Raw genomic sequence first — 15287 nt, forward strand, 5'->3', positions numbered from 1 at the left:
ACTTACTTCTTAGTAGAAGAAGGTATTTTCATCATTCGTTCTTCATCTAGCATTGTTGACACATCGCTAACTTTCAGGCCTTTGCGTTCAATATCGGTTAACAATTGGTCAAGCGATTCGGCCGTTGATTCAGTCGGGTGCATCAGTACAATAGCCCCTGGGTGAATCTTTTTCATTACTCGATTAATTAACACTTCTGAACTTGGCTTTTGCCAATCGATTGTATCAACTGTCCACATGATGGTACTCATTTTTAACTGAGAAGCAAGCGTTACTACTTCGGGGCGAAAACTGCCGCTCGGCGGAGCAAACCATTTTACTTTTTGTCCCGTAGCAGATGTAATAATATCATTCGTTTTTTTAAGCTGCTGATTGATTTGACTAGCCGATAAAGTGGCCATATCAGGATGAGAATAAGAGTGGTTTCCTACTTCATGACCTGCGTCTACAATCATTTTTGCCATATTTGGATTATTTTTAACCCATTTTCCTTCTAAAAAGAAGGTTGCTTTAGCATGGTGCTTTTTTAGCACTTCTAACATTTTAGGCAAATACTCGTTCCCCCATGCTACGTTCACTGTAAACGATACCATAGGCTTTTCATCGTGTCCACGGTAGATAGGTTCCTGTGGTAAATCACTCAAGTGAACCTTTGGTCTAACCTGTTTGTACACTAGTTTTTTTTCATCGAATTTACCCGCAGGTTTCATATTTTTATAAGAAGCAGCAAGATCAACTTTTATGCCGTTATAGCCAGGAACCCGTTTCCAAACGGGATCGATTCGTGCATTCGCTGCCGGCTTTTCATAATCTTTTGCTTTTTCTTCAATCTTTTGATATAACGCATCATGCTGAGCTGATACAAGTTGTACATCGGATTTAAGTGCTTCTATATATGCTTCAGCAAAAGGATTATAAATAGATTTATATGTAATTGCCAGTAAAAATAGAAATGCTGTAAATTGCACAATGGTTCTCTTCACTTATCCTTCCCCCTTTACCATTTAAAATATGTATAAAGAGGACAAGGTAGAACAAACATCTACAAACGATAAAATCGCCCTACACATGGATTTTCTTCATGTATGGACGATTTCACAATATCTATATAGTAGTAAAAGAAAATTATTTTGTTTCTTTTGCTTTTTCTTCTTTTTCTTTTTGTTCTTTTAAAATTGCTTTACGAGATAAGTTAACGCGGCCTTGTTTATCAATTTCCATAACCTTAACTAAAATCTCGTCGCCAATCGATACAACGTCTTCTACTTTTCCAATACGCTCTTCTGCAAGCTCTGAAATGTGAACAAGCCCATCTTTTCCGCTGAAGATTTCTACAAATGCACCGAATTTTTCAATTCGTTTTACTTTTCCTAAGTACATTTGGCCGACTTCAACTTCACGTACAAGATCTTCAATGATTTTCTTCGCTTTTTCATTCATCGGCTGATCAATAGAAGAAATGAAGATTGTACCATCTTGTTCGATATCAATTTTAACGCCTGTTTCTTCGATGATTTTATTGATTTGCTTGCCGCTTGGTCCAATAACATCACGAATTTTATCAGGGTTAATCGCCATTGTAAGGATCTTAGGCGCATATTGAGAAAGCTCTTGACGAGGCGTAGCAATCGTTGACATCATATGATTTAAGATCTGCATACGGCCTTTTTTTGCTTGTTGAAGGGCTTCGTCTAAAATTTCACGAGATAACCCGTCAATTTTAATATCCATTTGAAGCGCAGTTACGCCATTTGCTGTACCTGCTACTTTAAAGTCCATATCTCCTAGGTGATCTTCCATTCCTTGAATGTCCGTTAGAATCGAGTAGTGTTCACCCGATTTGATCAGACCCATGGCAATCCCTGCTACAGGTGCTTTAATTGGAACCCCAGCATCCATCATTGCAAGCGTACTTGCACAAATACTCGCTTGCGAAGTAGAACCGTTTGACTCTAATACTTCAGATACAAGACGAATTGTATAAGGGAAATCTTTTTCATTCGGAATAACCGGCTCAAGTGCACGTTCACCTAGCGCACCATGTCCAATTTCACGACGACCCGGTCCGCGCATCGGTCTAGTTTCACCAACACTAAATGAAGGGAAGTTATAGTGATGCATGAAGCGTTTAGATTCTTCTACACTTAAACCATCTAAAATTTGCACATCGCCAAGTGCACCTAATGTACAGATGCTAAGCGCTTGAGTTTGTCCACGCGTAAATAATCCAGATCCATGTGTACGAGGAAGCAAGTTTGTTTCAGAAGAAAGTGGACGAATTTCGTCAATGCTACGGCCATCAGGACGCACTTTTTCTTCTGTGATCAAGCGGCGCACTTCACTTTTAACAAGCTTCGATAAAATTTCATTCACTTGATTTAGTACTTCTTCTTCTACATCTTGCTCTTCAAATTTTGCAGCTACTGCGCTTTTCACTTCTTTAATCGCATTTTCGCGCGCATGCTTTTCTTGAACTTGAACGGCACGGTTCATGTCACCTTCTGCAATTTCGCGAACTTGACGCTCAAGGTCAGCATCAACAGTGTAAAGCTCAACTTCTACTTTTTCTTTGCCTACTGCTGCTACAATTTCTTCTTGGAACGCAATTAATTTTTTAATTTGCTCGTGTCCAAACATAATTGCTTCTAACATTACTTCTTCCGGTACTTCATCAGCGCCTGCTTCAACCATGTTGATCGCGTCTTTTGTACCAGCAACCGTCAGATGAATATCGCTTTTTTCAAGTTCATCTACCGTTGGGTTTACAACAAATTCGTTGTCTACACGGCCTACGATTACGCCTGCAATAGGACCTTCAAATGGAATATCAGATACTGATAATGCTAATGAAGAACCGAACATTGCCGCGATTTCTGAAGAACAGTTTTGATCTACGCTCATTACAACGCTGACAACTTGAACTTCGTTTCGGAAACCATCTGCGAATAATGGACGAATCGGACGGTCGATTAAACGGCTAGCCAAGATTGCTTTTTCACTTGGTCTGCCTTCGCGCTTAATGAATCCACCTGGGATTTTACCGACTGCATATAAACGCTCTTCATAGTTTACTGTTAACGGGAAGAAATCTACATTTTTAGGCTCTTTTGAAGCCGTTGCTGTACTTAATACAACTGTGTCTCCATAGCGGATTAATGCTGCGCCATTTGCTTGTTTTGCCAACTGGCCAACTTCAACTTCTAGCTTTCGTCCAGCTAGATCTACGGAGAACACTCGTTTTTCTTGTTCCATATCGACGAGTACCCCTCTCTACATATAAAATATGTATGTAATCAAATGTGATAGTTTTATTATAAACGAAATATCCAAAAACAATAGCTTTTTTCACATTATGTAGCATCTTTAATGTTTCTTAAATGTACATACTAAAAAAGCGGGAATGCTCCCGCTTTCTTCTTATTATCGACGTAAACCAAGTTTGTTGATTAACTCACGATAACGAGTAACGTCTTTGTTACGTAGGTAGTTAAGTAAGTTACGACGTCGACCTACCATTTTTAAAAGACCACGACGTGAATGGTGATCCTTTTTATGAGTACGTAAGTGACCGTTTAGATTGTTAATTTGCTCTGTTAGGACAGCGATTTGAACTTCTGGAGAACCAGTGTCGTTCGCATGAGTTTTGTACTCACTAATGATTTCATTTTTACGCTCTTGTGTGATAGCCATCCTATTCACCTCCTTATTATTAAACCCCAGTTACCGAGCAAAACGTTGGTGAATCGTAATGCCAAGCAATGGTTGTTTTACATACAAGTGTTATGTTACTACTTATTGAAGCAAAAAGCAAGTCGTAGCAGCTATTTATATATATTTTTTTATTTCTTATGCTTTTGAATTCCTTCAAAATAAGCAAGGGCTTCTTCCTTGTCCTTTGAGATCTGACCGACAAGCTCTTCGATGCCGCTGAACTTTTTTTCTGACCGAATCATTCGGTGCCATTTCACCGTTACGTGCTGATCGTAGATTTGTTCGTCAAATGATAATAAGTGGACTTCGATTGTTGGCTTTTCTAAATTATCGTGAAAAGTCGGCTTATAGCCCACGTTACATACTCCTGCATACCACTTGTCGTGGAGCTGAAGCTCAACAGCATACACGCCGATGCGCGGAAGTAAATACTCATCGTCTAAAGCGATGTTAGCAGTTGGAAAACCTATTTGCCTGCCTCGCTTTTCTCCATGAGTTACTGTGCCTGACACTTCATAATAGCGCCCAAGCAGCTCTTTTACTCGATGCATGTCGCCATTTGCTAAATTTTCGCGAATAAGCGTTGAACTAATTTTTTCTTCGCCATTTGTTAACTTATCAATTGTTGTTTGAGTGAATTTTGATCGAGAATGAAATGGTAGTATTTCCATTGTTCCTTTACCTAACTTTCCATACGTATAGTCAAATCCAGCTACCACATGCTGCACATTCAGGCCAATAATATACTGATCAACAAACTCTTGAGGCAATAGTGCTGCAAACTGTTTATCAAAATGAACGATATATAAAAAGTCAATTCCCATTTCCTCAATGAGTTTCTTTTTTCTTGAAGTGGTGTGATCATATCAATGTGCTGTACGTTGCGCCCGAGCACCACAGAAGGGTGAGGAGTAAACGTCATCACAGCACTAGCTATGCCTTTTTCATCCGCTAACTGTTTTGCTGAATTTATCACTTGCTGATGCCCTAAATGCACACCATCGAAATAACCAAGCGCTAACACTGATTGTTGAACAGCTTCTCGTTGAAAGTGGTGTGGATGTCGAATTTCAATCGTTTCCAAAACACAGTTCACCTTTTCCCTAACCGGTCTAGTCGATTGCCAACACTTTAACCGGCTTCATTAAATGTTTTTTTGTTGGGTGCTGAGCATAAATTGCCAAGCACTTGCCTGCAGAATTTATCATTAAAAAGAATGGTTCCTTTTTTAACTCTTCATCTTCTGTGCACGGCAATACCGCGCCATTTTTCACTTTCTCTGCTAATGTATCACTAATTTGAAGTTTCGGCAAATGATTAAGAGCTTCTTCGATCGAATGCAGTTTCTCATTGATCGTTTCTTCTTCTACCGCCCGTTCAATATCTTCAAATGTCACACAATCTTCCAGTGAAAACTGCCCTGAACCCGTTCGCTGCAAATACGACATATGAGACGGATAGCCAAGAGCTTCTCCAATCATCACAGCAAGCGTTCGCACATATGTACCTTTGCTGCACGTTACGCGGAATTTGAAGGAAATTTGTTCTCCCTCAAATGTAGCGCGATCATCCAGCAGTTCAAAGTTATAAATATGAATGGTTCTAACAGGTCGCTCTACTTCGATTCCTTGCCTTGCATATTCATATAGCTTTTTACCTTTGACTTTTACCGCGGAGTACATCGGAGGCACTTGCTGAAGTTCTCCTGTCATCGAAGACAGCACTTCTTCGATTTGAGCACGTGAAAAAGAATCCGCTACTTTCTTTTCTTCTACAACCTCTCCGGAAGAATCTTCTGTTGTTGTAGAAAATCCGAGTGTAACTTCCCCTTCATAGGTTTTAGTAGCTCCTGTTAGATACTCTACAATTTTGGTAGCTCTACCGATACAAATAGGCAATACCCCTGTAACGTCTGGGTCTAATGTGCCTGTATGCCCTACTTTTTTAGTGCGAAGCAGCTTTCGGACTTTAAACACACAGTCGTGCGAAGTCAGGCCAGCTGGTTTATGTAAAACTAAAACACCGTCCACTCATTCTTCATCTCCTTTTCATTTAAAAAAGGGTGTCTCAGAAGCAAAAACCACTTTTGAGACACCCTTTTTTGTTTCTACATTCACTGATCTTATTCGTTCTCTTGATGGTCATCGCTTTCTTTTTTAATTTCATGAAGCAATGATTCAATTCGATTACCATAATCAATTGATTCATCAAACTCAAACGTAATTTCAGGTGTTTTACGTAAGCGAATGCGCTGACCGATTTCTGAACGGATAAATCCTTTTGCTTTCGCAAGGCCTTTTAACGTATTCTCACGCTGTTCAGCATCTCCTAAAACAGAGATATAAACTTTCGCTTGCTGTAAATCGCCTGATACTTGAACATCTGTTACAGTCACAAAACCGATGCGCGGATCCTTGATTTTACGATTTAAAATCTCGCCCATCTCTTTTTTCATTTGTTCTCCGACTCTAGTTGCTCTTATGTTCATCTGTGTCACCCCTTTTATAACCAATCAAAAGTTGTAATGGTACGTTCAATCTCTGGAAAAGAATCAATCAAGCTTAGCGCTTTTTGCAGTTCTTGTTCCGTTGTGACACGGCTAGATGAGACTGCGACAATGCTAATTTTTGTTCGTTGCCACACATCTTGAAAATCAGTTTCTGAAACTGATACGTTAAACCGCTGCTTCAAGCGCATCAAGATGCGCTGAAGCACGGCACGTTTTTCTTTAAGAGAAGCAGCATCGTAAATTAAGCATTCACACTCCACTAGTCCAATCATTTAGGATCAATTTGCTCCATTACATATGCTTCAATAATATCTCCTTCTTTAATATCATTGAAGTTTTTAATTGTAATACCACACTCATATCCTTGAGCGACTTCTTTTGCATCGTCTTTAAAGCGTTTTAGCACATCTACTTCACCTTCAAAGATAACAATTCCGTCACGGATTAAACGAATTCCACTGTTACGTGTAATTTTACCGTCTGTTACGTAACTTCCTGCGATTGTACCAACTTTTGATACTTTGAATGTTTGACGTACTTCCACTTGACCGATGATTTTTTCAGCAAACTCAGGATCAAGCATTCCTTTCATCGCAGATTCAATTTCTTCAATTACTTTATAAATAATGCGGTGAAGACGAATATCTACGTTTTCTACGTCAGCTGTACGTTTTGCTCCAGCATCCGGACGCACGTTAAAGCCGATAACGATTGCGTTAGAAGCAGTTGCAAGAATGATATCAGATTCTGTAATCGCACCTACACCCGTATGGATAATACGAACATTTACACCCTCTACATCAATCTTTTGAAGAGCAGCAGCCAATGCTTCTACAGAACCTTGTACGTCTGCTTTTACGATAAGGTTTAAGTCTTTCATTTCACCTTGTTTAATTTTTTCAAATAAATCATCTAAGCTTACGCGGGATTTTTCACCGCGCTGTTGTTCAAGCTGCTTTTGAGCACGAGCTTCTCCGATTTGACGAGCTGTTTTCTCATCTTCAAACACTAAGAAACGATCTCCAGCTAACGGAACTTCGTTTAAGCCAGTAATCTCAACCGGAGTAGATGGTCCTACTTCCTTCACACGGCGGCCGATATCATTTACCATTGCGCGAACGCGGCCAAACGTATTTCCGACCACGATTGGATCACCTACGCGTAGTGTACCAGTTTGAACAAGAAGCGTTGCTACAGACCCACGGCCTTTATCTAGCTGTGCTTCTACAACTGTACCTGCTGCACGACGGTTAGGATTTGCTTTTAACTCTTCTACTTCACTTACAAGTAAAATCATTTCAAGCAATTGATCGATACCTTCACCTGAAATGGCTGAAAGCTTACAGAAGATTGTTTCTCCGCCCCACTCTTCAGCTACAAGGCCGTGCTCCATTAGTTCTTGCATAACGCGATCTGGATTTGCTGCTTCTTTATCCATTTTGTTAACCGCAACAATAATTGGCACTTCTGCCGCTTTTGCATGGTTAATCGCTTCAATTGTTTGAGGCATTACACCATCGTCTGCTGCAACAACAAGGATTGTAATATCCGTTACTTGCGCACCGCGAGCACGCATCGTTGTAAATGCAGCATGCCCTGGTGTATCAAGGAATGTAATTTTCTTTTCGTCAACCACAACTTGATAAGCACCGATATGCTGCGTGATGCCGCCTGCTTCTGCAGCCGTTACTTTTGTATTACGGATAGAGTCAAGAAGCGTCGTTTTACCGTGGTCAACGTGACCCATGATTGTAACAACTGGAGGACGCACTTGAAGGTCTTTTTCGTCATCAATAATTTCTAATGATTCAAAAGCAGTGTCATCTACCACTACTTCTTCTTCAACTTCTACACCGTATTCTCCAGCAATTAGTTCGATAGAATCTTTATCTAACTCTTGGTTAATTGTTGCCATTACACCAAGCATAAATAGTTTTTTAATAATTTCAGAAGGCTCTTTGCCTAATTCTTTTGCTAACTCAGAAACCGTTAAGCTTCCGACAAACGTTACTTTTTCCGGTAACTCTTTTGCAGCTGCTGGAGCTGGTCTACCTTTTGGTGCCTGCGACTTTTGTGCCTGTGGCTTTTTGTTACCTTTATTGTTTCCTTTGTTAGCTGTTGATTTTGTATTTTTATTCAATACTTTCACCCCCATAAAATTAACCGAGCATCGTTGCTAGCTTTTTAGCAAATCCCTCGTCCATCACGGCTACCACAACTCGAGCATCTTTACCAATCGCTTGACCTAGCGTGTAGCGATCGGGAACGATTTTAACCGAAACATTGTAGTAAGAACATTTATCCGTTACTTTTTTCTTTGTGTTTTCAGAAGCATCGCTTGCTAAAAGTACTAACTTTGCTTTTTGTTTCCGAACTTCTCTAACCACAAGTTCTTCTCCAGAAATCAATTTGCGTGCACGGTTTGCAAGCCCTAAAAAGGAGATCCATTGTTCATTCATTAGCGTGACTGTTTCTCCTTTTCTACAAGCGCTAGCAACTCTTCATAAACCGCTTCATCTATTGACGCGCCTAAATGTGTCGAAAGCACATTTTTCTTTTTTGCCAATAAAATTGCTTCTTTATCCTTGCTTACATAAGCTCCGCGCCCGGACTTTTTACCCGTTACATCAACTGAAACGTCGCCTTCTTTTGAGCGTACAACACGTACTAGCTCTTTTTTAGGCTTCATTTCTCCAGTGGCCACACATTTTCGCATCGGGACTTTTTTTACGATTGTTCACCTTGGCTCACCTCTTATTCCATATCTTCATCTGAATCAAATGCATGTTGACTTACTAGCATATCATCGCTGTTTTTTACAACCATACCTTCTTGTTCAGCTTCTGATTGACTTTTAATATCAATTTTCCAGCCTGTCAGCTTAGCAGCTAGACGTGCATTTTGTCCACGTTTACCAATTGCAAGTGACAGCTGATAGTCAGGAACGATAACAGTTGTTGCTTTTTCATTTTCATCTACAATCACATCTACTACCTTAGATGGACTTAAAGCATTGGCAACAAATTCAACTGGATCATTTGACCAGCGAACGATGTCAATTTTTTCACCTTTTAGTTCATTTACAACAGCCTGTACGCGCTGACCTTTTGGCCCAACACAAGAACCGACCGGATCTACTTCAGCATACTCAGAATGAACAGAGATTTTTGAACGGTCTCCAGCTTCGCGAGCTACTGATTTTAATTCAACTGTACCGTCATAGATTTCCGGTACTTCTTTTTCAAAAAGACGTTTTAAAAGACCTGGGTGCGTACGTGAAACATAGATTTGTGGGCCTTTTGTTGTTTTTTCCACTTTCGTAATATACACTTTAATACGATCATGAGGTTTATACTGCTCATTTGGCATTTGCTCGCTTTGAGGAAGCAATGCTTCAATTTTGCCAAGGCTCACATAGATGAAGCGAGAATCTTGACGCTGAACAATACCTGTCATAATATCTTCTTCGCGATCGCTGAACTCTGAATAGATAACGCCTCGTTCCGCCTCACGAACACGCTGTGTAACAACTTGTTTTGCTGTTTGAGCCGCGATGCGTCCAAAGTCTTTTGGCGTTACTTCGATTTCAACCACATCGTCTAGCTGGAAGTTAGGGTTGATTGTTTGTGCTTCTTCAACCGAAATTTCCAGACGTGGATCATATACTTCATCAACCACATCTTTGCGAGCAAACACGCGCATTGAACCTCTTTCTAAATTTAAATCAACGCGTACGTTTTGCGCTTGGTTAAAGTTGCGTTTGTAAGCAGAAATTAGCGCTGCTTCAATTGCTTCAATAATTACATCTTTGCTAATGCCTTTCTCTTTTTCAAGAATGACTAAGGCATCAAATAACTCACTGCTCATCGTTGGATAATCCCCCTTTAATATTGGCCCCTACACATTAAAATACAATCGCTAATCGAGCAAAAGCGACTTTGTCATATGGTAAAACCACCGTTTTTGTGCGTGTTTTGATACGAATAGATAATGTGACAGTTTCTCCGTCAAATGATTGTAATTCGCCTTCAAATTCTTTTGCACCTTCAATTGGTTCATATGTTTTTATGTATACATGCTTACCAATTGCACGTTCAAAATCTTTATCTTTTTTTAATGGGCGTTCCGCACCAGGCGATGATACTTCTAAAAAATAGTTATGAGGGATTGGATCTACTGCATCCATTTTCTCACTCAATTTTTTCACTTACTGCTCCGCAGTCTTCGATATCCACACCGGTATCAGAGTCGATAAACACACGTAAAAACCAATCTTTTCCTTCTTTTACGTATTCAATTTCAACAAGCTCTAAATTCATTTCCTCTAAGATAGGGGAAACCATTTCTTCCACTGTTTGTTTTACATTTTTACTCATTCTAATCCTCCCTTCGAGACATTGCATGGTATGTTTAGGTTACGCGTTTTTTATGTCTCTTATATCAAAAAAGAGTGGTTTATTTGCTATTTTTATTTTGCACTCTATAAGAGGTCTAACCTACTAGAGTGGAAATGTTGTCATTTGTGTTGCAGGATTTAAAACGTCACATAATAAATCAATCATGGTGATTGAAAATCTACAGAAAAAACGAATCATGCTAGAAGCCGATTCGTTCTCCATACTACTTACTATGTCAGTAAGTTCATATCAATAAGAAAGAGCGGGTTTCCCCACTCTTTCTCGTCCGTATCCTTAGCATTTCCACAATTACTATATCATAACCGCTTATTTTATGCAAATGTTAGAAAAGAGAAAGCTGGTTCTGATCAGGTAATGATTCAAGGCATCCATGGTTGTCTAGATACTCTAAAATCGTCTTCGATACTTTGCCTCGCTGCTGCAAGTCTTCTTTCGATAAAAACTCTCCCGTTTCACGAGCTTTTACAATGTTAAGCGCTGCATTTGTGCCAAGACCGGGAATGGCATTAAACGGTGGAACTAAAGACGTGCCATCAATTAAAAATTCGTCTGCGCTAGATTCATATAAATCTACTTTTTTAAATGAATAGCCTCGTTCGCACATTTCTAAAGAAAGCTCAAGCACCGTTAATAAGTTTTTCTCTTTAGGAGATGCATCTAAACCTTTGGCATTGATTTCTTCCATCTTCGCTCGAATGGCAGTTGAGCCTTTGATCATCGTATCAATATCAAAGTCATCTGCACGAACCGTAAAGTATGCTGCGTAATAAAGAAGCGCGTGGTGCACTTTGAAATAAGCAATACGCACGGCCATCAATACATAAGCAGCCGCATGGGCTTTAGGGAACATATACTTAATCTTTTTACAAGAATCAATATACCAGTCCGGAACACCATTTTTGATCATTTCCTCTTCAAATTCAGGTGTTAGCCCTTTCCCTTTACGTACAGACTCCATAATTTTAAAGGCAAGTGAAGGTTCAAGACCTTGATAGATCAGATAAACCATGATGTCATCACGACAGCCGATTACTTCACTTAAGTTGCAAATATCATTGCGAATTAGCTCCTGCGCATTACCAAGCCATACGTCCGTCCCGTGCGACAGTCCCGAGATTTGAACAAGCTCTGAAAACGTCGTTGGCTTCGTATCTTCTAACATTTGACGCACAAAGCGTGTTCCAAATTCAGGTATGCCAAGCGTTCCTGTTTTACACATAATTTGCTCTTCAGTTACGCCAAGTGATTCCGTTCCGCTAAAAATTTTCATCACTTCAGGATCATCCGTCGGAATCGTTTTTGGATCAATTCCACTTAAATCTTGAAGCATTCGAATCACGGTCGGATCATCGTGTCCGAGTATATCAAGTTTTAATAAATTATCATGAATCGAATGGAAGTCAAAATGAGTTGTTCTCCATTCGGAATTACGGTCGTCAGCTGGAAACTGGATCGGTGAAAAATCGAAGATATCCATATAGTCCGGCACAACGATAATCCCCCTGGATGCTGACCGGTTGTACGTTTTACGCCCGTACATCCTGCTACTAAACGATCCACTTCTGCGTTTCGTAAATGTAAATCACGGTCACCGGCATAGCCTTTTACATAGCCATAAGCTGTTTTTTCGGCTACTGTACCGATTGTTCCCGCGCGGTATACATTATCTTCTCCAAACAGTACTTTTGTATAGTTATGAGCTCGCGGCTGATACTCTCCGGAGAAGTTCAAATCGATATCGGGAACTTTGTCTCCTTTGAATCCTAAGAACGTTTCAAATGGAATATCGTGTCCGTCTTTAATAAATGGTACGCCACAATCATCGCAGCTTTTGTCCGGCAAGTCGAATCCAGAACCAACGGAACCGTCATTAAAAAACTCGGATTTCTTACATTTTGGACAAACATAATGCGGCGGCAGTGGGTTTACTTCTGTAATTTCCGTCATCGTCGCAACGAATGAAGATCCTACGGAACCACGCGAACCAACTAAGTAACCATCATTTAATGATTTTTTAACAAGTTTATGCGAGATCAAGTAAATAACGGCAAACCCGTGGCCGATAATACTTTTCAACTCTTTCTCTAGACGAGCTTCCACTACTTCAGGCAGCTCTTCACCATAGATGCTGCGTGCCATCGCATAGCTCATTTCACGCATTTCTTCGTCTGCGCCTTCAATTTTCGGCGTATATAAATCATCTTTAATCGGTTTAATATCGTCAATCATATCCGCTATTTTTTGCGTATTATGAACAACAATTTCTTTCGCTTTGTCTCCATCTAGAAATGAAAAACAATTCAGCATCTCATCCGTTGATCTAAAATGAACATCCGGCAGCTGATGACGATTTAGCGGGTTAGCTCCACCTTGTGAACCAATTAGAATTTTTCGGTAAATTTTGTCTTCCGGATTGAGATAGTGAACATTTCCTGTTGCTACAACCGGCTTTCCAATCTTTTCACCAAGCTTCACAATATTGCTGATAATATCTTTTAAGGCTTTCTCATCTCGCACTAAATCCAGTTCAATTAAGTGCTTGTAATTGTCAGGAGGCTGTACTTCGATGTAATCATAAAATTCAGCTGCTCCTTCTACTTCATCAATTCCTTTTTGCATCATGCCTTCGAATACTTCGCCCCGGTCACATGCGGTTCCAATCAAGATGCCTTCTCGATATTTGTCGAGCTGAGATCTTGGAATTCGGGGAACTCGATAAAAGTAATTTAAATGAGAAATCGAAACGAGTTTAAATAGATTTTTTAAACCTACGTCGTTTTGTGCTAAAAGCGTCGCATGATAAGGACGGGCCCGCTGATAGGCATTCCCTTCTCCCATATAATCATTTAAGCGATCGTGCATCGTAATTTCGCGTTCAAATGCATCTTTCAGCATTTTATTTAACAAATAGCCGGTTGTTTCCGCATCATAAATCGCGCGGTGATGCTGCACAAGTTCAATATCAAACTTTTTAGCAAGAGTATTTAAACGATGGTTTTTCATATGCGGATACAAAAATCTTCCGAGTTCAAGCGTATCAATAACGCCGTTAGCTGCTTTTTCTAATCCGATTTTTTGCAGTCCCATATTTAAAAATCCCATATCAAAGCTTGCATTATGAGCGACTAAAATACTGTCGCCCATCCACTCGTGAAAATCCCGAAGTACTTCTGAGATTTCAGGCGCATTTTGGACCATATCATCTGTAATACCCGTCAGCTCAATTGTTGTTGCAGACAGAGGATGATGAGGATTTGCAAACCGTTCAAATCGATCGATGATTTCGCCTTCTTTCATCTTCACGGCAGCAAGTTCAATAATGGTATCGTACACGGCTGACAAACCGGTTGTTTCGACGTCAAATACTACGTAAGTTGCTTCTGTCAAATCCACATGCTGCGGATTATAGGCAATCGGCACGCCGTCGTCTACTAAATTGACTTCCACTCCGTACAGTATTTTAATGCCGTTCTTTTTCCCAGCTCCATACGCTTCAGGAAACGACTGTGCAACCGCGTGATCAGTTATCGCTACAGCCGGATGTCCCCATTTTTTTGCTTGTCCGACTAAAGCTCCAACAGACGAAACGGCATCCATTTGACTCATTGGCGTATGCAAGTGAAGTTCCACACGCTTTTCATCTTCAGGCGCTGTATCTTGTCTAGCGGGACCAGTAATCTCGTTAACATCATTTCCAATCATAACTAGATCACGGACAAATGTATCGTTTTGTACACTTCCGCGAACCTTTACCCACATTCCTTTTTTAATAGCTTGAAGTAAAGGAATATCTTCTTTGTCACGCGAAAACATTTTAACCATAATAGAGTTTGTATAATCTGTCACTTTAAAAATAAGAAGCGTACGTCCGCTTCGTAATTCTCTCGTTTCTGCATCAAATACGTATCCTTCAACGGCAATTCGCTTTTCTTCATCCACAATGGAATCCAGGCGAACCGTCTCGTCTTTAATCGTATATCCAATTGTAAGCGGACCTTTTGGTAGGTCTGGTCCATCACTTTTTTCATTTTCTTTATTTTGCATTTCTGTGATGGCTTGTAATACCTTTTCTGTATCTTCTTGTTTTCGTTGCTCTACAAACTGCTGAAATGCTTCTTCTGAATGTACAACTTCCGTTATTAGCTGAAGGTTCGGAAATCCATAGGACGCATACTGATCAGCAATTAACTGACTATACTTTTTACGTAAAGCCGTTCCTTCTGCATCATGGCGTGCGTTCACAATCAATTTGGCACCGTTCAATCTCGGCATTTGATCTTGTAAAAGCGACTGTAAAAGGGGAGATATGCCCTGCATTTCTCCAATACAATGCTTCCAATATGACTGTACATGCTCTTCCGTACATTCTTTATTAACGGTTTGAATAGAAAAAGAAACACTCGCAATATGAGAAAAAGCTGAAGACATGCGAGCATGGAATAACTCATAAATCTCAAAAGGTAATAACCCTTCTAAAGAAAAATGGAAATGCCATTTTTTTTGTTCTTTCTGAATGACGAGCTTTTCAATCGCTGCGTTTTCAAAGTAAGGAACAATTTGATCACTCGTCAGCTCTAACTGCTGCAGCAGCAACTTAAAACGCTCTTTTTTTCCTAGCGTTTGTGCTTCCAAGTTTTCTGCCTCCTTTT

The 15287-nt window shown here is 40.0% G+C and carries 9 protein-coding genes and 4 pseudogenes; all 13 read right to left on the reverse strand.

Going from position 1 to position 15287, the window contains the following annotated elements:
- Window positions 1–2: 2 nt before the first annotated feature.
- The 13 genes and pseudogenes from Q5794_RS21275 to Q5794_RS21335 all read right to left on the reverse strand — a co-directional run bounded on the left by Q5794_RS21275 (window position 3) and on the right by Q5794_RS21335 (window position 15270).
- Window positions 3–983 carry a polysaccharide deacetylase family protein gene (locus tag Q5794_RS21275; RefSeq protein ID WP_214984432.1) on the reverse strand — a complete coding sequence of 327 codons (981 nt, stop codon included), beginning with the start codon at window positions 981–983 and terminating at the stop codon, window positions 3–5.
- Window positions 984–1125: 142 nt separating this feature from the next.
- Entirely contained in the window at window positions 1126–3252 is a 2127-nt protein-coding gene (gene pnp, locus Q5794_RS21280; RefSeq protein ID WP_214984431.1) for a polyribonucleotide nucleotidyltransferase, read from the reverse strand.
- Window positions 3253–3420: 168 nt separating this feature from the next.
- The gene (gene rpsO, locus Q5794_RS21285; protein WP_013058831.1) at window positions 3421–3690 is read right to left on the reverse strand and encodes a 30S ribosomal protein S15; all 270 of its coding nucleotides are present in this window, start codon (window positions 3688–3690) and stop codon (window positions 3421–3423) included.
- A gap of 149 nt (window positions 3691–3839) precedes the next feature.
- Window positions 3840–4807, reverse strand: a pseudogene (ribF, locus tag Q5794_RS21290) (bifunctional riboflavin kinase/FAD synthetase).
- A 16-nt stretch (window positions 4808–4823) separates the two neighbouring features.
- On the reverse strand, window positions 4824–5741 hold the full coding sequence (gene truB / locus Q5794_RS21295; protein ID WP_033579797.1) for a tRNA pseudouridine(55) synthase TruB: 918 nt from the start codon (window positions 5739–5741) through the stop codon (window positions 4824–4826).
- Between the two features lie 92 nt (window positions 5742–5833).
- The gene (rbfA, locus tag Q5794_RS21300; protein ID WP_013058834.1) at window positions 5834–6199 is read right to left on the reverse strand and encodes a 30S ribosome-binding factor RbfA; all 366 of its coding nucleotides are present in this window, start codon (window positions 6197–6199) and stop codon (window positions 5834–5836) included.
- Window positions 6200–6213: 14 nt separating this feature from the next.
- Complete coding sequence (locus Q5794_RS21305) at window positions 6214–6492, reverse strand: DUF503 domain-containing protein (RefSeq protein ID WP_013058835.1); 279 nt, start codon at window positions 6490–6492, stop codon at window positions 6214–6216.
- Window positions 6489–8357: pseudogene (infB, locus tag Q5794_RS21310) on the reverse strand (translation initiation factor IF-2); the annotation flags it as partial. The pseudogene infB and the gene Q5794_RS21305, both read right to left, overlap by 4 nt.
- Window positions 8358–8379: 22 nt before the next feature.
- Entirely contained in the window at window positions 8380–8679 is a 300-nt protein-coding gene (locus Q5794_RS21315; RefSeq protein WP_013058837.1) for a YlxQ family RNA-binding protein, read from the reverse strand.
- Window positions 8679–8936 (reverse strand): RNase P modulator RnpM, encoded by a 258-nt coding sequence (gene rnpM / locus Q5794_RS21320; RefSeq protein WP_014458469.1) that lies wholly within the window; start codon window positions 8934–8936, stop codon window positions 8679–8681. The genes Q5794_RS21315 and rnpM overlap by 1 nt, the downstream gene beginning before the upstream one ends.
- 38 nt (window positions 8937–8974) lie before the next feature.
- Window positions 8975–10087 carry a transcription termination factor NusA gene (nusA, locus tag Q5794_RS21325; RefSeq protein WP_013058839.1) on the reverse strand — a complete coding sequence of 371 codons (1113 nt, stop codon included), beginning with the start codon at window positions 10085–10087 and terminating at the stop codon, window positions 8975–8977.
- Between the two features lie 37 nt (window positions 10088–10124).
- Window positions 10125–10596 (reverse strand): annotated as a pseudogene (gene rimP, locus Q5794_RS21330) (ribosome maturation factor RimP).
- A gap of 364 nt (window positions 10597–10960) precedes the next feature.
- Window positions 10961–15270, reverse strand: a pseudogene (locus Q5794_RS21335) (PolC-type DNA polymerase III).
- Between the last annotated feature and the right edge of the window lie 17 nt (window positions 15271–15287).

This window comes from Priestia megaterium (genome assembly GCF_041941685.1).
GTDB lineage: Bacteria > Bacillota > Bacilli > Bacillales > Bacillaceae_H > Priestia > Priestia megaterium_C.

What these genes read in the sequence shown, in the direction of transcription:
- pnp (WP_214984431.1), bottom strand. Translation starts at nt 3,252, where the DNA reads ATGGAACAAGAAAAACGAGTGTTCTCCGTAGATCTAGCTGGACGAAAG.
- rpsO (WP_013058831.1), bottom strand. Translation starts at nt 3,690, where the DNA reads ATGGCTATCACACAAGAGCGTAAAAATGAAATCATTAGTGAGTACAAA.
- rbfA (WP_013058834.1), bottom strand. Translation starts at nt 6,199, where the DNA reads ATGAACATAAGAGCAACTAGAGTCGGAGAACAAATGAAAAAAGAGATG.
- Q5794_RS21305 (WP_013058835.1), bottom strand. Translation starts at nt 6,492, where the DNA reads ATGATTGGACTAGTGGAGTGTGAATGCTTAATTTACGATGCTGCTTCT.
- Q5794_RS21315 (WP_013058837.1), bottom strand. Translation starts at nt 8,679, where the DNA reads ATGAATGAACAATGGATCTCCTTTTTAGGGCTTGCAAACCGTGCACGC.
- rnpM (WP_014458469.1), bottom strand. Translation starts at nt 8,936, where the DNA reads ATGCGAAAATGTGTGGCCACTGGAGAAATGAAGCCTAAAAAAGAGCTA.
- nusA (WP_013058839.1), bottom strand. Translation starts at nt 10,087, where the DNA reads ATGAGCAGTGAGTTATTTGATGCCTTAGTCATTCTTGAAAAAGAGAAA.